The sequence below is a fragment of the Burkholderia sp. LAS2 genome (genome assembly GCF_018417615.1).
In the GTDB taxonomy this organism is placed as follows: domain Bacteria; phylum Pseudomonadota; class Gammaproteobacteria; order Burkholderiales; family Burkholderiaceae; genus Burkholderia; species Burkholderia sola.
Genome location: NZ_CP071052.1, coordinates 4,411,706 through 4,428,818, shown reverse-complemented (window position 1 = coordinate 4,428,818; position 17,113 = coordinate 4,411,706). Strand labels below are relative to the sequence as shown.

Below are 17,113 nucleotides of genomic sequence, written 5' to 3'. Positions count from 1 at the left end.
CGTCGAGGAGAGCCGGCATGCAGGAACCCCATTCGACCGGAACGTCGCCGGCAGCCCGGACGCCGCGCCCGGACGAGGACGCCGTCGACCCGGCCGATGCGGCCGGCGCGCCGGGCACCGGCATGCTGCAGCGTGCGTTCGCGATCCTGCGCGCGCTGGCCGGCATGCAGCAGGACGGCGTGCGCGTCACGCATCTGGCGAAAGCCGTCGGCCTCACGCAGGGCACCGCGCACCGGATCCTGCAATCGTTGATCGCCGAAGGGATGGTCGAACAGGACGAGCAGTCGAAGCTGTACCGGCTGAGCGTCGACTTCTTCGCGCTCGCCGCGCTGGCCGGCAACCCGAGCAGCATGCGCACGCTGTGCCGGCCCGCGCTGCTGCGACTGTGCGCGAGCCTCGGCGAAACCATCTTCCTGCTCGTGAAGAGCGGCTTCGACGCCGTGTGTCTCGACCTGTGCGAAGGGCCGTTTCCGATCCGCTCGTTTACCGGCGACATCGGCGGGCGCATCGCGCTCGGTGTCGGGCAGGGCAGCCTCGCGATCCTCGCGTTCCTGCCCGAGGCCGAACGCGAGGAGGTGATCCGCTTCAACGTGCCGCGCATCCGCGGCTACGGCGTGCTCGACGAGGTGTATCTGCGCACCGAGATCGAACGCGTGCGGCAACTCGGCTACGCGGGCCGCAACAGCGGCGTGCTCGACGGGATGGCCGGCGTCGCGGTGCCGATCCTCGATCGCACCGGCTATCCGGTCGGCGCGCTGAGCGTCGGCACGCTCGCGTCGCGGCTCGGCGACGATCGGATGCCGATGGTCGTCGAACTGCTGCGGCGGCAGGCCGATGCGATCGGGCCGCGCACCAATCCGTTCGACGCCGCGTTGCGGCGGCCGATGCACGGGTTATCGGGGAAAACCATCTAGCGCGCGTCGCGCGTTGCCGTTTCATCGGCTTACTCGAGCAAACCATTCACGTCCGATCGACGCGCGCAGGGTCCAGCGGACCTGCGCGCTTTTGTTTTTTAGCGGCGTCGCTGCGCACCCTGAATGACGTTTTTCGAGGGTTATACGACCTTTGAGCCCTCTACCTCCCGCTCCATACTTCACGTGAACGATCGAGCCGGAACAAGCACGCAACCACCCTCGCGTGTCGCGTATCCGGCCTGGTCACTCACCACATGAAAAGGAACGGAAGATGCGACTCAAGGGTAAATCGGCGCTGATCACGGGCGGCACCAGCGGCATCGGTCTGGCCACCGCGAAGCTGTTCATTGCAGAAGGCGCGCGCGTCGCCGTGACGGGGCGCGACGAGGCGGTATTCCAGCGCGTGAGGGCAGCGCTCGGCGAGCGTGCGGTCGTGCTCAAGGGCGACGTACGGTCGCTCGACGACATGCGCGCGATTGCCGCCGAGGTCGACGAGACGTTCGACGGCCTGGACGTCGTGTTCGCCAACGCGGGCTGGGCTTTCCCGTCCGCCGTCAACGACATCGACGACACGCTCTACAACGACATCATGGACGTCAACGTCAAGGGCGTGGTGGTCACGCTTCAAGCAGCGCTGCCGTACTTGCGCGAAGGTTCGTCGGTGGTCCTCAATACCTCGTTCGTCGATCAGACCGGCAAGCATGGCATCTCGTTGACCGCGGCGGCGAAGGCCGCCGTGCGATCGCTGGCCCGCAGCTGGTCGTACGAATTTCTCGACCGGAAAATCCGGTTCAACGCGATCGCGCCCGGCCCGATCGATACGCCGCTGCTCTCCAGGTGGGGCAAGCCCGACGAATGGGTGCGCGAGCGCAAGGCCGAATTCGCGGAAGCGAATCCGGCGGGCCGCATGGGCACGGCCGACGATATCGCGTACGCGGTGCTTTATCTCGCCAGCGACGAATCGTCGTACGTCGTCGGCACTGAACTGGTCGTCGATGGCGGTGCGTCGCAGCTTTAAGCCGGCGCGTCACGCTTCCCGAGCCCGGCACGCCATCCCGGCTCATCCCCATCCCGATTTCACGTCCGCCACGCCGTTCGCGGTGGCGGTTATTCGATCCGGCCCGGCGGGGTTGCACTCGCCCATGGGCCGAAGTGCAAGGAGCAATCATCTTGACCGACAGTAGCGATAACCATGTGTCCGCCGGACAACTCACGCGGGCAGGCCGTTCGCGCCGCGATGTCCTGAAGTTCGGCAGCGCCGCCACGCTCGGCGCCGTGCTGGGCGGCGGCGCGTTGCTCGGGCACGCGACGCCTGCGCCGGCGCAAACGAGCCGCGCAGGGCTGCTCGCGCCGAACGCGCCGCTCGACATCCTGATCGTCAACTACGACGGCGGCACGCTGCTCGACTTCGCGGGCCCCAGCGAGATTTTCCACCGGCTGCCGAATACGAACGTTCGCTACGCGAGCCTCGATGGCGGCAACGTGACGCTCGAATTCGGCGTCGTGTACGGCAAGACCGAACGGCTGGCCGATATCGACAAGACCGACGTGATCCTCGTGCCGGGCGGCTCCGATTTGTCGGCGCCGATGCGGCCGGCGTATCAGGCGCAGATCCGGCGTCTCGCGGAAAGCGCGAAACACGTGACGTCGGTGTGCAACGGCTCGCTCGTGCTCGCCGCGACGGGCGTGCTCAACGGCAAGCGCAGCGCGTGCCATTGGGCGTTCGTCAACAAGCTGGCCGAATACGGCGCGATTCCCGTTCCCGATCGCTTCGTCGAAGACGACAATGGCCGCTTCATGAGCGGCGGCGGCGTGACGGCGGGCATCGACTTCGCGCTGCGCGTGGCGTCGAAGCTGCGCGGCCGGCAGGCGGCCGAGTACACGCAGCTCGTCGTCGAATACGATCCCGACCCGCCGTTCCACTCCGGTCATCCGAGAGATGCACGACCCGAACTCGTCGCGTTGGTCGACAAGAAGCTGCCCGGCGCATCAAAGGGACTCGCACGCGTTCCCGGCGTCCGCTGACACGCTTGCCGGCGACGCGTGCAGCGTCGCCGCCTCTTCAATTCAAACCCGATTCGGAAATCATTCGATGCGACAGATTCATCTTTGTACGGCTGCGCTTGCAGCGTGCGTGTCCTTTTTTGCATTCACGGCGCCGGCTGTCGCCGGTGGCGCGCAACGCCTGCCCGAAGCGGCCATCAAGGCCGAAAACGCGCGATGGGCGGATGCCTTTGCGCGAGGCGACTACGACGCGATCGGCCGCCTCTATACCGACGACGGCACGCTCTTGCCGCCGGGGGGCGACAAAGTCACCGGGCGCCGCGCGATCACCGACTACTTCATCAACGGATATGCGGGATCGAAGCCCGGCACCGTATCGTTCAGCAACTATGAGTTCTACGGTAACGACCGGGTCGTGACGGAGGTATCGGATGCGGAGGTTCGCGATCACGACGGAAAGCTCAAGGTCCGCGCGAAGCAGACGCTCGTCTTCCTGAAGCAGGGCGGTACGTGGAAGCTGCATCGCGACATGTGGAACGCTTATCCGCCCGTCAAGGATTGACGACGGTTATCGACGTCCGGAGAAACGGCGCGTTGTGTACCCACGCGCCACTCACCCGTTGGCAAGACGTCAACCACGCGGCGCGCCGATCGGCAGGCGGTCGATCAGCGCGCTGCCTTCGACCTGCTCTCGCGTCGAACCGCTTGCGGTGGGTGTCCGAGCAGCTTGATGAAGGCTCGGCGCATCCGTTCCGGATCGGTGAAGCCGACCGCCAGCGCAATCTGCTCGATCGGTTCGCTGCCGCCCTGCAGGCGCAGCCTCGCGGCTTCGACGCGCAAGCGCTCGACGGCCCTCGCGGGTGTTTCACCGGTTTCCCGGCGAAAGGCGCGCCCGAACTGCCGCACACTCAAGCTCGCCGCATCGGCGAGCCGCTCGACCGGCAACGCCTCGGCAAGATGTTCGCGCGCGAAATTCAGCGCGATGCGGATGCGATCCGATTCCGGCTCCATCTGCGACATCGCGGAGAACTGCGACTGCCCGCCGGGCCGACGATACGGAACAACCAGCAGCCGCGAGACCTCGCGCGCAATCTCCGTGCTCATGTCGCGTTCGATCATGCCGAGCGCGAGATCGATGCCGGACGCGATGCCCGCCGACGTCCAGACGCGGCCGTCGACGACATAGATACTGTCGCCGTCGACCCGCGTGCGAGGGAAGCGCGACTGCAATTGCGCGGCGTAGCGCCAGTGCGTTGCCGCTCTCAACCCGTCGAGCGAGCCGGTTTCCGCAAGCAGAAATGCGCCCGTACACACGCTGGCGACGCGCGACGCCTTGGCGGCCAGTTTGCTGGCTGCGGCGATATTGTCCGATGTCTGCATCGGCGCGATATCGCCGCCGACGAACACGACGGTGTCGAACGCACGCCTTCCGACCGGCTTCGTGTCGATCGAAAGGCCGGTATTGCCGGGAATCGGGCCGCCGGACGGCGAGATGACGTGAAGATCGTAGGGCGTGTGGCCGGCGGCCGTGGCGACTTGATTGAAGGCCGACAATGGGCCGCCAAGATCGAGCGCATCATAGCCGCGGCAAACGAAGAATCCAATTCGATGCATGACGAAGCAATTGATCGATAACCCCGGAATGGCGGATTTTACCGGGGGCCCCTCGAAATGTGTCGTTTGACGCGAAACGAGGGAAAAACGTCGTTTACGCCGTCATCAATCAACTGTATTCGTTTGCGTCGCATCGATGCGATGCCGACAGAAAGCGACGCTCAGCGACGGTAGATGAACTCCAGATCGGTCGATTCGCCGACCTTGAAATCGTACGTACCGACACGCTTGAAGCCTGCCTTCTCGTAGAACGCGATGGCCTTCGCATTGCCCGACCACACGCCCAGCCATACCGGGCCGGGGCGCGTCGCGGCGAGATACGCGAGCGCGGTGTCGAACAACGCGCGTCCGGCGCCGGTGCCCTGCGTGCCGCGGCGCAGGTAGATCTGATGGATCTCGCCCGAACCGTCCGCGACTTCCGGGTGCGGCAGTTTGCACGGCCCCGCGTGCGCATACCCGACCAGCGTGCCGTCGTCGCCTTCCGCGACCCACGTGCGGCACCGCGGGTCGCCGAGCTGCCCGGTGATCGCGGCCACCGAGTAGGTACGGGCTTCGTACTCGGCCAGATCGTCCGGCGGGTAGTCGATGCCGAATCCGTCCTGCAGAAAGGTTTCGCGAAACGTATCGCGCTTCAATTCGGCAAGCGGGACGGCATCGGCCAGGGTCGCAACGCGGATCAACATTGAGCTTTTCTCGGTTCGGTGTCGGGCCGTCAGTTTATCGCGGGCGATGTCGAACAGACGCGTCGTCACGTGCTAACCGGCGACCTTGCAGTCGGACGCGCGACGATCTCGTTCATGGGGAGATTCGCAGGTTGCGCGATCGCTTCCGGTTCGAGCGCGATGCTGCGCATGGTCGCGCAGTCGGCTTCACGATTCGGCGGGAAAGCGCCAATTTTGCAGCGCAGCGAAACGCGGCGACGCTTACCCCTGCCGCGCACGCGTAACCAGCCGAAACCGCCGGTGCGGCAATCATGCGGATGCCGATGGTTGACCGCCGTGGGACATGCTAGGATTTCCGTCAAACAACTCCGGAGACTGCGATGCCGTTCATCTGCGAAAACGTCGAATGTCGTGCCGTGCTGGCTCGCGGACAGGTCAGGCACCATCAGGAGGGGGCGGGCTGGTGCTTCTACTGCCCGGACTGCAACACCCGAAACGAGTTGATGAATGTCGGCACGGTCAGCGGCCCCGTCGAGCTGGTTCAGCCGGAGCGGGCCAGCCCACCGCACAGGGTCGTCGCGACGGCCCGACCGCTGGATGACGGCCGATACGCGGCGCAATTGAGCGTCCAGCGGGCGCTCGCCGTGAAAGGCACCTACGCGGCCGAAGAGCACTGGGATCAGCTCGGCGTATTCGGCGACGCGCAGGAAGCCGTCGCGCATGCGAAGTCTTTCGCGACGGATTTGCTGCAGCGCGTGGCATAGTCGGCAGTGTCCGTGAACGAACAAGGGGCGTCGCGCATTAGTGCGCGACGCCCCTTTGCGATTTCCGCGCGCGTTCGTCAGTGGTCGACATCGAACGAGAAGGATGGCTTCCCGATCCGCTGAGACGTGCCGCTCTGAATCCGGCGTGCGAGAAAGCCGCGTAAGGTCACGCAGCCGGCGCCTGCACCGCGCGTGCCTGTTCGCGGGCCGCGACGAGTTCCCGGATCCGCGCACGGTCGGCCGGCGTGACCGGCGTGAAGATCACGAGGCTCAGGTCCGGGCTGCCGGTGACCGAGAACGCCGAGTATTCAAGCGCGATCCGGCCGGCTTGCGGATGGCGAATCTCCTTCGTGCCTTCGTCGTGCGTACGGATATCGTGGTCGCGCCACATCGCATCGAATTCGGCGCTCGTCGCGCGCATCTCGTCGACGAACGCCTGCACGCTCTGCGTCGCGCCGCTGCGCGCGACGTCCGCACGAAACGCGCCGACCGCGAACCGCGCGACGCGCTCCCAGTTAGGCTGCGCGTAACGGACACCCGCGTCGACGAAGATCAGCCGCAGGATGTTGCGCGCGGCCGGCGGCAGCGTCGCATAGTCGGTGAGCGTCGCGGCCGCCGCGTCATTCCACGCGGCGACGTCCCACGTCGCGGTGCGGACGATCGCGGGGCTCGCGTCGAGCGAATCGAGCACGTGCTGCAGGCGCGGCGTCACGCTGGCCGGCGCGTGATAGCGCACTTCGGGCGGATGGCCGACGCCGAGCAGGAACAGGTGTTCGCGTTCGGCGTCGTTGAGCATCAGCGCGCGGGCGAGCCGGTCGAGCACGTCGGCCGACGGTGCGCCGCCGCGGCCCTGTTCGAGCCACGTGTACCACGCGGCGCTCACGTGCGCGCGCTGCGCGACTTCCTCGCGCCGCAGGCCCGGCGTGCGGCGGCGCGTGGCCGGCAGCCCGAGCGCGGCCGGGTCGAGCTTCTCGCGGCGGTCCCGCAGGTACGCGCCGAGCAGGTTGTCGGAGGCGTCAGCCATATCCTGTTAGTTCGTTTACCAGTAAACCGTCACGGCTTCACCGCGAGCGGCCATCGACCGATAGTAAGCCTCCATTTCATCCGGAGGTGCTGAACATGCGTGTCTTTGTTACGGGAGCGTCGGGATTCGTCGGCTCGGCCGTCGTCGCCGAACTCGTGGCCGCCGGGCACTCGGTGCTCGGGCTCGCGCGGTCCGATGCGGCCGCGGCAGCGGTTGCCGCAGCCGGCGCGGACGTCCATCGCGGGTCGCTGGAAGATCTCGACAGCCTGACGCGCGGCGCCGAAGCCGCCGACGCGGTGATCCACACGGGATTCAATCACGATTTCTCGCGCTTCGCGCAGAACTGCGAACTCGACCGCCGTGCGATCGACACGATCGGTGCTGTGCTCGCCGGCTCGGCGCGGCCGCTGGTCGTCACGTCGGGCCTCGCGCTCGTGGCGCCCGGTCGCGCGGCGACCGAGGACGATCCGCACGTGCCGGTGTCGGCCCACTATCCGCGTGCGTCCGAAGCGACCGCGGTCGCGCTCGAAGCGCGCGGCGTGCATGCGTCGGTCGTGCGCCTGCCGCCGTCCGTGCACGGCGACGGCGATCACGGCTTCGTGCCGCGCCTGATTGCGTTCGCGAGGGAGAAGGGCGCATCGGCGTTCGTCGGCGACGGCGCGAACCGCTGGCCGGCCGTGCACCGGCTCGACGCGGCGCGCGTGTACCGGCTCGCGATCGAACGCGGCACGGCCGGCGCGCGCTATCACGCGGTCGACGATACGGGCGTGCCGTTCCGCGAGATCGCCGACGTGATCGGCCGGCGGCTGAACGTGCCGGTCGTCGCGAAGTCGGTGGCGGAGGCCGGCGAGCACTTCGGCTGGTTCGCGATGTTTGCGGGGATGGATGCGCCCGCAACCAGCGAGCGCACGCGAGCATCGCTCGACTGGGCGCCGACGCAGCCGCGGCTGCTGGCCGATATCGACCGGCCGCGGTATTTCGAAAGCTGACGGACGGCGCGCGGCGCGCAGCATGCGCGGCTCGGGCCGCGACGAACCCCATTCACGTCGCGGCCGCCCGCCTGCCGTGCGTCACTCGACCGGATGCAGGTCCTGCAGCAGCGTCGGCAGCAGCTCCGACACGGTCGGATGGATATGCATCGCACGGCTGATCGTCGTGTACGGCGCGCCGGCGGCCATCACGTCGAGAATCCCGTGCACGACCTCGTCGCCGGTCACGCCCAGGATCGACGCGCCGAGAATCGCGTGGTTGTCCGCGTCGACGATTACCTTCATGAAGCCCTGGCTCTCGCCTTTCTCGACCGCCCGGCCGACGCGCGTCATCGGGCGCGTGCCGACCAGCAGCCGGCGGCCCGTCTGCTTCGCTTCCGCGAGCGTCATGCCGACGCGGCCGAGCGGCGGATCGATGTACATCGCATAGGCCATGATGCGGTCGGACACCTTGCGCGGATCGTCGTCGAGCAGGTTCGCCGCGACGATCTCGTAGTCGTTGTACGCGGTGTGCGTGAACGCGCCGCGCCCGTTGCAGTCGCCGAGCGCCCAGACGCCGGGCACGTTCGTGCGCAACTGCTCGTCGACGGTGATGTAGCCGCGCGCGTCGGTGTCGATGCCCGCGCGGTCGAGCCCCAGATCGTCGGTGTTCGGCACGCGCCCGACCGCGAGCAGCAGGTGCGAGCCCGCGACCTCGCGGCCGCCGCCCGCGCAGTCGAGGCCGACGACGATGCCGTCGCCGTCGCGGCGCGCGCTCAGGCAGTTCGCGTCGAGCTGCACGTCGATCCCTTCCTTTTCGAGGATCTCGCGCACGGCCTGCGACACGTCTTCGTCCTCGCGGCGAATCAGGCGCGAACCCTTCTCGACGATCGTGACCTTCGAGCCGAAGCGGCGGTACATCTGGCCGAATTCGAGCCCGACGTAGCTGCCGCCGACGATCACGAGATGGTCGGGCAGGAAGTCGACGTCCATCATCGTCGAGTTGGTCAGGTACGGCACCGAGTCGAGGCCCGGCATCGCGGGCACCTGCGCGCGTCCGCCGACGTTGATGAAGATGCGTTCGGCTTCGAGCACGTCATCGCCCACGCGCACCGCGTTCGCGCGTTCGAAGCGGGCATGACCCTGAAAGACGGTCGCGTGGTCGAGGCCGCGCACCCATTGCTCGACGCCGTGGTTCGAGCGGCCCGAGATCTGGTCCTTGCGCGCCTTCACCGCTTTCATGTCGACGGTGACGGGGCCGCCGACCGACACGCCGTATTCGCTGGCGCGCCGTGCGAGCTGCGCGGCGTACGCGCTCGCGATCAGCGTCTTGGTCGGGATGCAGCCGGTGTTCACGCAGGTGCCGCCGAAGCGACCGCGCTCGACGATCGCGACTTTCATGCCGGCGCCGGCGAGCCGTGCGGCGAGCGGCGGCCCGGCCTGGCCGGTGCCGATGACGATCGCATCGAAGTGTTGCGTCATGACGTCCTCCTGTGCGGGGGCAACGAGGAAAGGGGCAGGCGCAAGCCGCATGCCGTGCCGGCGGTCGCGCGGGCGACGAGCGCCTATGGTAGACCTGTTGGCCGGGGGCCGCGAGCGGCGGGCGGGCGATGCGGCGCGTCGCATTGAAAAACGGCGCCGCCGCGGGCGTGGATGCGTACCGGGAGGCTAGTCCTTGCGTTTCCACTGCCCGAACGACACCGGCCGGTGCGCGTCGGCGCGCGTGACGGTGACGTGGTCGGGCTTGTCGTCGAGCGGAAACGATTCGGTGACGATCTGGCTCGAAAACAGCCAGCCGTGCGTGCGCGGGTCGTAGCGAAACGTGATGTAGTCGGTCCAGTGCTGCCCGCACGCGACGAAGTTCTGCACGGTGAAATAGCGGCCTTTCACCGACAAGCCATTGTCGGCCGCGTCTTCAGGATCGAAAGGGTCGCACTGGCCGCCTTCGTTCGCGCGCAGTACGACCTGGTCGTTGCGGGCGGCGAGCCGGTAGGTGTGGTCGGCCTGTTCCTCGTAGATCAGCAGCGGGCGCGGCGACGGCTGCTCGCGCGTATCGATCGCGCGATGCACGACGACGAGAAAGCTGTGCCGCCCGTTGTCGAGATCGGGGCCGGCGTGCGCGATCAGCGGTTGGTAGCCGGCCGGCAGTTGCGCGGCGATCGACTTCGGCAGGGTGTCGGCGTGGACGCCGAACGAGAGGGCGGCGAGTAGCGGTAGCAGCAGGGCGGAAAGGCGAAGAGCGCGCATGGCGGGCGGTTTGATCGAAAGGATGAAGGGGATGAGCCGCGCGGCGTTACAGATTGCGCCCGGGAAACTCGGCGCCAGACGCCGGATTTCGGCGCGCATCGTCCTGGAATTCGACGCTGGCGGTCGGGCCCACGACGTACTCGCGAAAGATCGCTTCGACGGCGGCGGCACCGTCGGGATAGCGGGCGACGCGGATCTCGATCATGGGGCGGCGCGGGATGACGGGAAAGAGGGCCAGCATAGCAGCGCACCGCCGCTTTCGGCCAGGCGCGAAGCGTGCCAGAATCGACGGCTCGACCGTCGGAAACGACACGCAGGCGCCGGCGCAGCGGCGTCGCTGACCAAGGAGACTTCGATGACCGCATCGGCTGCCGTACTCGCCATCCTGGCTGCGCTGTTCCTCGGCGCGATGATTCCGGGCCCGAGCTTCGTGCTGGTGGCGCGCAATTCGATCGGGCTGTCGCGTCGCGACGGGCTGGCCACCGCGCTCGGCATGGGCATCGGCGGCATCGTGTTCGGCGGCGTCGCGCTGGCCGGGCTCTACACGCTCCTGCAGGCCGTCGAATGGCTGTATGTGGGCCTCAAGGTCGCGGGCGGCATGTACCTGATCTACATGGCGTCGAAGATCTGGCGCGGCGCCGACCGGCCGATCGCGATGGACGATCCGCAGGCAATGGCGGGCGGCAGCGCGCGCAAGTCGTTCTGGACCGGCCTCACGACCCAGCTCAGCAACCCGAAGACGGCGATCTGGTACGGCAGCATCTTCGCGGCGCTGCTCCCGCAGCATCCGCCGCTGTGGTGCTACCTCGTGCTGCCGCCGCTCGTGTTCGCGGTCGAATTCGGCTGGTACACGCTCGTCGCGCTGTGCTTCTCGACGCGCCGGCCGCGCGAACTCTACCTGCGCGCGAAGAAATGGGTCGATCGCATCGCGGCCGGCGCGATCACGCTGCTCGGGCTGCGGCTGATCCTGAATGCGCCGAAAGCGGGGATCTGAGCGCTTCTTTATCGGCACGTGGCGGCGACCGGCCATGGCCGTCGTCGGGAAGCGGCGGGAATCGGCCGGCCCGCTCGGGCCGCTCGCCCCAGCGCGCGTCGGCATCCCGAATTCCAAGATTACCGATTCATCGTTAGGCCATGGTCACGCGTGGCTTGCGGAACGCCCGCACCCGTCGCGGCGGCTCGGCCCGTTCATCATTCATGCCGGGCTGGCACGCCACACACAACGCATGACTTCCCGATGGCGCGGCCGCTCGCCGGCCGCCGCCGACCGTGTTTCTCGCCCCTCACCACCGCCCGCCGAGCCTTGCCCCGCGGGCGTTCCCGTGTGTCGCCCAGCACGCCGAACCGCGCCGCTTCCCCGATTCTGGCGGTCGAGCGCCCGACGACGTGTAAACTGCTGCCTTTTTTGACGGTTTGCAGCATGGTGCAAGCATCTCCGCGCCCGGCGTTGAGCGGTCCGACGCTCGTCCGGCTGCTCGCGCGCCTGGCCGATGCCGACGTCGCGGAATCCCGGCAGACGCTGTCCGACCGGCTGAGCCAGTGGCTCGGCTGGACCGACGCGATCACGCTGTCGTCCGCGCTGAATGCGAGCCCGCCGGGCGTCGCGGCCGGCGTGCGCGGCTACGACGCCGAGCGCGACTGCGCGCGCGTGCGCCACGACCTCGCGCAGGCGATCACGGCCACCAACCGGCTGCGGGCGCGGCGCCGGCCCGGCGACTTGCCGCCGCCGGCCGCCGACACGGCCGATTTCGCGGACTTTCGCCAACGGTATCTGACCCTGCAGCAGGACATGGAAACGGCGATCGGCCAATTGCGCGGCCGCCTGCGGGTCGCGCTCGCCGCGCGCTCGTCCGGAATGGCGCGGCTCGCGACGCTCGACACGATCATGGAGCGCGTGCTCGGCGCGCGCGAGCGCAGCCTGCTGTCGGCCGTGCCCGCGCTGCTCGGCACGCGCTTCGCGCGGCTGCGCGACGCGGAGCGGCAGGCGCTGGCCGAGGCTGACGCCGTGGCCGCGGCCCCCGCTGCGCCCGACGCTGCGCCCGACGCCGCCGACGCGTCCGCTCCGGCCGATGAAGGCGCGGTGGCCGACACCCCGACCGTCGCGGCGATCGTGCCCGGCGCATGGCTCGATACGTTTCGCGACGAGATGCAAAGCATCCTGCTTGCCGAACTCGAAGTCCGGTTTCAAACGGTAGACGGGCTGCTCGCGGCCCTTCGCACCTGCTAATCAACACGCTATGTCCAGAATTCGCCTTGATCTCGTTGTCTTCGTCGCCGGTCTGCTCGCAGTGGGCTGGATCGGTGCCGGCTATGTCGCGTCGAACCCGCCGGCGGCGGCCGTCACGCTGCTGATCGGCGCGTGCTACGTCGCCGGCGCATGGGAGCTGCTGCGCTTCCGGCAGGCGACCGCCACGCTGTCGCGCGCGGTCGCCGGTCTGACCGAGCCGCCGGCGAAGCTCGACACGTGGCTCGACACGCTGCATCCGGGCCTGCGCGGCGCGGTGCGCGCACGGGTCGAAGGCGCGCGCGTCGCGCTGCCGGGGCCGGCGCTCACGCCTTACCTCGTCGGCCTGCTGGTGCTGCTCGGCATGCTCGGCACGCTGCTCGGGATGGTTGTCACGCTGAAGGGCACGGGCGCCGCGCTCGAAAGCGCGACCGATCTCGATGCGATCCGCGCGTCGCTGATCGCGCCGGTGAAGGGGCTCGGGTTTGCATTCGGCACGTCGATCGCCGGTGTCGCGACGTCCGCGATGCTCGGGCTGTTGTCCGCGCTCGTGCGCCGCGAGCGGATCGACGCGGCCCAGCAGCTCGACGCGAAGATCGCGACGACGCTGCGCGTGCATTCGTCCGCACATCGGCGCGACGAATCGTTCCGGCTGCTGCAGCGCCAGGCCGACGTGATGCCGGCGCTGGTCGACCGGTTGCAGACGATGATGACGACGCTCGAGGCGCGCAGCGTCGCGTTGCACGATCGTCAGCTCGAAAGCCAGCAGGCGTTTTTCGACCGGACCGAGCGTGCCTATGCGGACTTGGCGTCGAACGTCGGCGACGCGCTGAAGGAAAGCGCCGCCGAAAGCGCGCGGGTGGCCGGCGCCGCGTTGCAGCCGGTCGTCGCCGCGACGATGACGGGGCTCGCGCAGGAGATGGCCGCGTTGCGCGATACCGTGACGGGCGCGGTGCAGCGTCAGCTCGACGGGCTGACCGAAGGCTTCGAGAAGACCACCGGCCACGTGACGGCTGTCTGGAACCGTGCGATCGACGAACAACGTCAGGCGGGCAACGCCGTCGCGCAGCAGTTGCAGACGACGCTCGGCCAGTTCACCGACACGTTCGCGCAGCGTTCGTCGGATCTGCTCGACGGCGTCGCGATGCGTCTCGAATCGACCGAAGGCCGCCTGTCGGACGCATGGCGCGACGCGCTGGCGCGCCAGGAGCAGGTCGGCGAGACGCTGGCCGGCCAGCATGCGCGCGCGCTGGGTGAGGCCGCCGCGACGTTCGAACGCCATTCGGCCGCGACGCTCGCCGCGATGCAGGAGTCGCATGCCGGCTTGCAATCGCAACTGGCGGCACGCGACGAAGAACGTCTGTCCGCGTGGAACGATTCGCTGGCTGCGATGGCCGCGAAGCTCGGCGAAGAATGGCAGCGTGCGGGCGCGCATAGCGCGGGCCGTCAGCAGGAAATCTGCGACGCGCTTGCGCAAACGACGCGTGACCTTGCTGCACAGGCGTCGACGTTCGAACAACGCTCGAACGACCTGCTGTCGACGATTCGCGAGTCGCACACCGGTCTGCAATCGCAACTGGCTGCACGCGACGAAGAACGTCTGTCGGCATGGAGCGATTCGCTCGCCGCGATGGCCGCGAAGCTCGGCGAAGAATGGCAGCGCGCAGGCGTGCACAGTGCCGGCCGTCAGCAGGAAATCTGCGACGCGCTCGCGCAAACGACGCGCGATCTCGCCGCACAAGCGTCGACGTTCGAACAACGCTCGAACGATTTGCTGTCGACGATTCGCGATTCGCATACGGGCCTGCAATCGCAACTGGCTGCACGCGACGAAGAACGTCTGTCGGCATGGAGCGATTCGCTCGCCGCGATGGCCGCGAAGCTCGGCGAAGAATGGCAGCGCGCAGGCGTGCACAGTGCCGGCCGTCAGCAGGAAATCTGCGACGCGCTCGCGCAAACGACGCGCGATCTCGCCGCACAGGCGTCGACGTTCGAACAACGCTCGAACGATTTGCTGTCGACGATTCGCGATTCGCATACGGGCCTGCAATCGCAACTGGCTGCACGCGACGAAGAACGTCTGTCGGCATGGAACGATTCGCTCACCGCGATGGCCGCCGCGCTGCGCGACGAATGGGCGCAGACGAGCGCGCAAGCCGCCGCGCGCCAGCAGGACATCTGCGACACGCTGACCCGCACCGCGAACGCCATCACCGCGCAGGCGCAGGTGCATGCGAGCGACACGATCAACGAAATCTCGCGCCTCGTGCAGGCCGCGTCGGAAGCGCCGAAGGCCGCGGCCGACGTCGTCGCCGAGCTGCGCCAGCGCCTGTCCGACAGCATGGTGCGCGACACCGCGATGCTCGACGAACGCAGCCGCCTGCTCGCGACGCTCGAAACGCTGCTCGGCGCGGTCAACCACGCGTCGACCGAACAACGCACCGCGATCGACGCGCTCGTCAGCACGTCGGCCGATCTGCTCGACCGCGTCGGCGCGCGCTTCAACGACACCGTCGACGCCGAAACCCGCAAGCTCGATTCGGTGGCCGCGCAGGTCACGGCGGGCGCCGTCGAAGTGGCGAGCCTCGGCGATGCGTTCGGGATGGCGGTGCAGGTGTTCGGCGAATCGAACGACAAGCTGCTGACGCATCTGCAGCGCATCGAGGCCGCGCTGGAGAAATCGCTCGCGCGCAGCGACGAACAGCTCGAGTACTACGTCGCGCAGGCGCGTGAGGTGATCGACCTGAGCGTGATGTCGCAGAAGCAGATCGTCGAAGACCTGCAGCAGCTCGCCGGCCGGCGAGCGCCCGTCGGAGCGTAACGCATGCACGACGAAATCGACGGCGGCGCGCAATCGGCGCCGGTGTGGCCCGCGTTCGCCGACCTGATGTCGGTGTTGCTCGGCGCGTTCGTGCTGATCCTCGTCGGCGTGATCGGCATGCAGCTCCAGCTCACGTCGAAGCTCGAGGAAGCGGTGCGCGCGCGCCAGCTCGAGGCGCAGCAGCGCAAGTCGCTCGAACAGGCGCTCGCCGGGCCGCTCGCGGCCGGCCGCGTGACGCTCGTGAACGGGCGCATCGGCATCAGCGGCAACGTGCTGTTCGCACTGAACTCCGACCAGTTGCAGCCCGCGGGCCGCGACCTGCTGAAGACGCTGGCGGTACCGCTCGCCACCTACCTGAAGACGCGCGACGAGATCCTGATGATCAGCGGCTTCGCGGACGACCAGCAGGTGCACGCCGGCAACCGCCTGTTCGCGGACAATTGGGAACTGTCGGCCAAGCGCGCGTTGACGGTCACGCGCGCGATGATCGATGCCGGCGTGCCGGCCTCGTCGGTGTTTGCGGCCGCGTTCGGTTCCGAACAGCCGGTCAGCTCGAATGCGGACGATGAAGGCCGCGCGAAGAACCGCCGCGTGGAGATCGCGCCGGTGCCGCGCAAGTCGGCGTCGAACGGAGGAAAGGCCAAGTGACGGGCGAAGCGACGCACGCGCGCGCGACGCTCGACGCATGGCGCGAGCAGGGCGCAGACCGGCTCGATCCGGTGCGCTTTCACCGGATCGACGCGCTCGAGAAGCGCGCGGCCGTGCTCGATGGCGACGCGCGTGCGTTGCTCGATGCGCGACTTGCAACGCTGATCGAAGGGTTTGCGGAGATCGTCGCGCGCGCCGGTGAAGCCGAAGCCACGTGTGAGACGTCGGCAGGTGCGCCTGCGCGCGGCGCGCTTGCCGCGCTCGTCGCAGGGCTCGGCCGCGATGCGCAGGCCGACCGGCGCGGGCTCGATCCCGAACTGGTCGACTACTTCCGCGCGATGTGGTCGAAGGTCCGCACTGAGCAGCAGTATCGCCAGTCGCTCGACCAGGTGCCGCGCAACGCGGGGCCGCTCAATTCGAACAGCCTCGTGCACCGGTCGCTCGCGGCGATGCGCGAGCTGTCGCCGGAATACCTGCAGCAGTTCCTGTCGTACGTCGATGCGCTCGCCTGGCTCGAGGATCTCGCGGGCGGCGGCGCGCAGCCCGAGAAGGAAGCGCCGCGCGCGAAGGCGGCCAAACCGGCGAGAAAGACGACGCGCGCGAAGGCGCGATAACGCCACGGCGCACGCGTTCAGCGTGTGGATCGCTTATTGGTCGGCAGTCGGGTCGTCGATCGCCGTGCGCAGCGCGTGCAATGCTTCGACGAGTGCCGACGCGAACGGCGGATGTGCGGCGATGCCCGCCGCGTCGAGCTGGCTGCCGAGGATCGGCAGCGCGATCGATGCGGGCTCGACGATGCGCGCCGACATCACCGACAGCGTTTCGCGCAGCGCCGCGTCCGCATGCGTCGCGCGCGGCGACGCGTTCAATACCGCGACCGGCTTGTCCACGACGGCCTCGCATCCCACGACCCAGTCCAGCGCGTTTTTCATCACGCCCGTCACACCGTGCGCGTATTCGGGGCTGGCGATCAGGATGCCGTCGGCCGCGTTCAGGCGGTCGATCAGATCGCGCACCGCGACGGGCGTCGGGTATTCGGCATCGGGATTGAACAGCGGGAATTCGCCGAGACGATCGAAGCGCGTGATGCGCATGCCGTGCGGTGCGACGCGCGCGGCTGCGTCGAGCAATGCGGCGTTGTACGACTGTGCGCGCAGGCTGCCGCATAGCGCGACGATGTCGATGCGGCGCTGGGAAGCGGTTCGGGTTTCGTTGGCCATCGC

At 68.3% G+C, this 17,113-nt stretch carries 18 protein-coding genes; 11 read left to right on the top strand and 7 right to left on the bottom strand.

Annotated features, from left to right (window positions below):
• Positions 1–17 precede the first annotated feature (17 nt).
• The 4 genes from JYG37_RS20240 (at position 18) to JYG37_RS20225 (ending at position 3,480) form a co-directional block, all read left to right on the top strand.
• Positions 18–914: an IclR family transcriptional regulator gene (locus tag JYG37_RS20240; protein WP_050014441.1), complete on the top strand. Its 897-nt coding sequence runs from the start codon at positions 18–20 to the stop codon at positions 912–914.
• Positions 915–1,185: 271 nt separating this feature from the next.
• Entirely contained in the window at positions 1,186–1,932 is a 747-nt protein-coding gene (locus tag JYG37_RS20235; protein ID WP_050014443.1) for an SDR family oxidoreductase, read from the top strand.
• Between the two features lie 152 nt (positions 1,933–2,084).
• Entirely contained in the window at positions 2,085–2,939 is an 855-nt protein-coding gene (locus JYG37_RS20230) for a DJ-1/PfpI family protein (RefSeq protein WP_050014444.1), read from the top strand.
• Positions 2,940–3,006: 67 nt separating this feature from the next.
• Entirely contained in the window at positions 3,007–3,480 is a 474-nt protein-coding gene (locus tag JYG37_RS20225) for a YybH family protein (RefSeq protein ID WP_050014445.1), read from the top strand.
• Between the two features lie 104 nt (positions 3,481–3,584).
• Here JYG37_RS20225 and JYG37_RS20220 read toward each other — a convergent pair whose 3' ends face one another.
• Both JYG37_RS20220 and JYG37_RS20215 read right to left on the bottom strand, forming a co-directional pair.
• Positions 3,585–4,532 carry a GlxA family transcriptional regulator gene (locus JYG37_RS20220; protein WP_050014446.1) on the bottom strand — a complete coding sequence of 316 codons (948 nt, stop codon included), beginning with the start codon at positions 4,530–4,532 and terminating at the stop codon, positions 3,585–3,587.
• Positions 4,533–4,693: 161 nt separating this feature from the next.
• Positions 4,694–5,215 carry a GNAT family N-acetyltransferase gene (locus JYG37_RS20215; protein WP_050014447.1) on the bottom strand — a complete coding sequence of 174 codons (522 nt, stop codon included), beginning with the start codon at positions 5,213–5,215 and terminating at the stop codon, positions 4,694–4,696.
• 359 nt (positions 5,216–5,574) lie between these two features.
• On the opposite strand from JYG37_RS20215, the gene JYG37_RS20210 reads away from it, so the two are divergent.
• A complete protein-coding gene (locus JYG37_RS20210; RefSeq protein WP_050014449.1) occupies positions 5,575–5,958 on the top strand; it encodes a hypothetical protein in 384 nt (127 codons plus the stop codon).
• Positions 5,959–6,124: 166 nt separating this feature from the next.
• Here the strand turns inward: JYG37_RS20210 and JYG37_RS20205 are convergent, their stop codons facing one another.
• Positions 6,125–6,982: a helix-turn-helix transcriptional regulator gene (locus JYG37_RS20205; protein WP_050014450.1), complete on the bottom strand. Its 858-nt coding sequence runs from the start codon at positions 6,980–6,982 to the stop codon at positions 6,125–6,127.
• A gap of 95 nt (positions 6,983–7,077) precedes the next feature.
• Here JYG37_RS20205 and JYG37_RS20200 point away from each other — a divergent pair, with 95 nt between their 5' ends.
• Positions 7,078–7,971 (top strand): SDR family oxidoreductase, encoded by an 894-nt coding sequence (locus JYG37_RS20200; RefSeq protein WP_050014515.1) that lies wholly within the window; start codon positions 7,078–7,080, stop codon positions 7,969–7,971.
• Between the two features lie 81 nt (positions 7,972–8,052).
• Here JYG37_RS20200 and JYG37_RS20195 read toward each other — a convergent pair whose 3' ends face one another.
• The 3 genes from JYG37_RS20195 to JYG37_RS34830 form a co-directional block, all read right to left on the bottom strand.
• On the bottom strand, positions 8,053–9,432 hold the full coding sequence (locus tag JYG37_RS20195) for an FAD-containing oxidoreductase (RefSeq protein ID WP_050014451.1): 1,380 nt from the start codon (positions 9,430–9,432) through the stop codon (positions 8,053–8,055).
• A gap of 186 nt (positions 9,433–9,618) precedes the next feature.
• The gene (locus JYG37_RS20190; protein ID WP_124554464.1) at positions 9,619–10,197 is read right to left on the bottom strand and encodes a hypothetical protein; all 579 of its coding nucleotides are present in this window, start codon (positions 10,195–10,197) and stop codon (positions 9,619–9,621) included.
• Positions 10,198–10,243: 46 nt separating this feature from the next.
• Complete coding sequence (locus JYG37_RS34830; protein WP_235356239.1) at positions 10,244–10,438, bottom strand: hypothetical protein; 195 nt, start codon at positions 10,436–10,438, stop codon at positions 10,244–10,246.
• A gap of 114 nt (positions 10,439–10,552) precedes the next feature.
• On the opposite strand from JYG37_RS34830, the gene JYG37_RS20180 reads away from it, so the two are divergent.
• The 5 genes from JYG37_RS20180 (at position 10,553) to JYG37_RS20160 (ending at position 16,504) form a co-directional block, all read left to right on the top strand.
• On the top strand, positions 10,553–11,191 hold the full coding sequence (locus tag JYG37_RS20180; protein WP_050014453.1) for a LysE family translocator: 639 nt from the start codon (positions 10,553–10,555) through the stop codon (positions 11,189–11,191).
• Positions 11,192–11,617: 426 nt separating this feature from the next.
• The gene (locus tag JYG37_RS20175) at positions 11,618–12,424 is read left to right on the top strand and encodes a DUF3348 domain-containing protein (RefSeq protein WP_213345773.1); all 807 of its coding nucleotides are present in this window, start codon (positions 11,618–11,620) and stop codon (positions 12,422–12,424) included.
• Positions 12,425–12,434: 10 nt separating this feature from the next.
• Complete coding sequence (locus tag JYG37_RS20170; protein ID WP_213345772.1) at positions 12,435–15,242, top strand: DUF802 domain-containing protein; 2,808 nt, start codon at positions 12,435–12,437, stop codon at positions 15,240–15,242.
• A gap of 3 nt (positions 15,243–15,245) precedes the next feature.
• Complete coding sequence (locus tag JYG37_RS20165) at positions 15,246–15,890, top strand: OmpA family protein (protein ID WP_050014458.1); 645 nt, start codon at positions 15,246–15,248, stop codon at positions 15,888–15,890.
• On the top strand, positions 15,887–16,504 hold the full coding sequence (locus tag JYG37_RS20160) for a DUF2894 domain-containing protein (RefSeq protein WP_213345771.1): 618 nt from the start codon (positions 15,887–15,889) through the stop codon (positions 16,502–16,504). Before JYG37_RS20165 ends, JYG37_RS20160 begins: the two co-directional genes overlap by 4 nt.
• Before the next feature lie 33 nt (positions 16,505–16,537).
• Here JYG37_RS20160 and JYG37_RS20155 read toward each other — a convergent pair whose 3' ends face one another.
• Positions 16,538–17,110, bottom strand: a complete 573-nt coding sequence (locus tag JYG37_RS20155) for an NADPH-dependent FMN reductase (protein WP_050014460.1) — start codon at positions 17,108–17,110, stop codon at positions 16,538–16,540.
• Between the last annotated feature and the right edge of the window lie 3 nt (positions 17,111–17,113).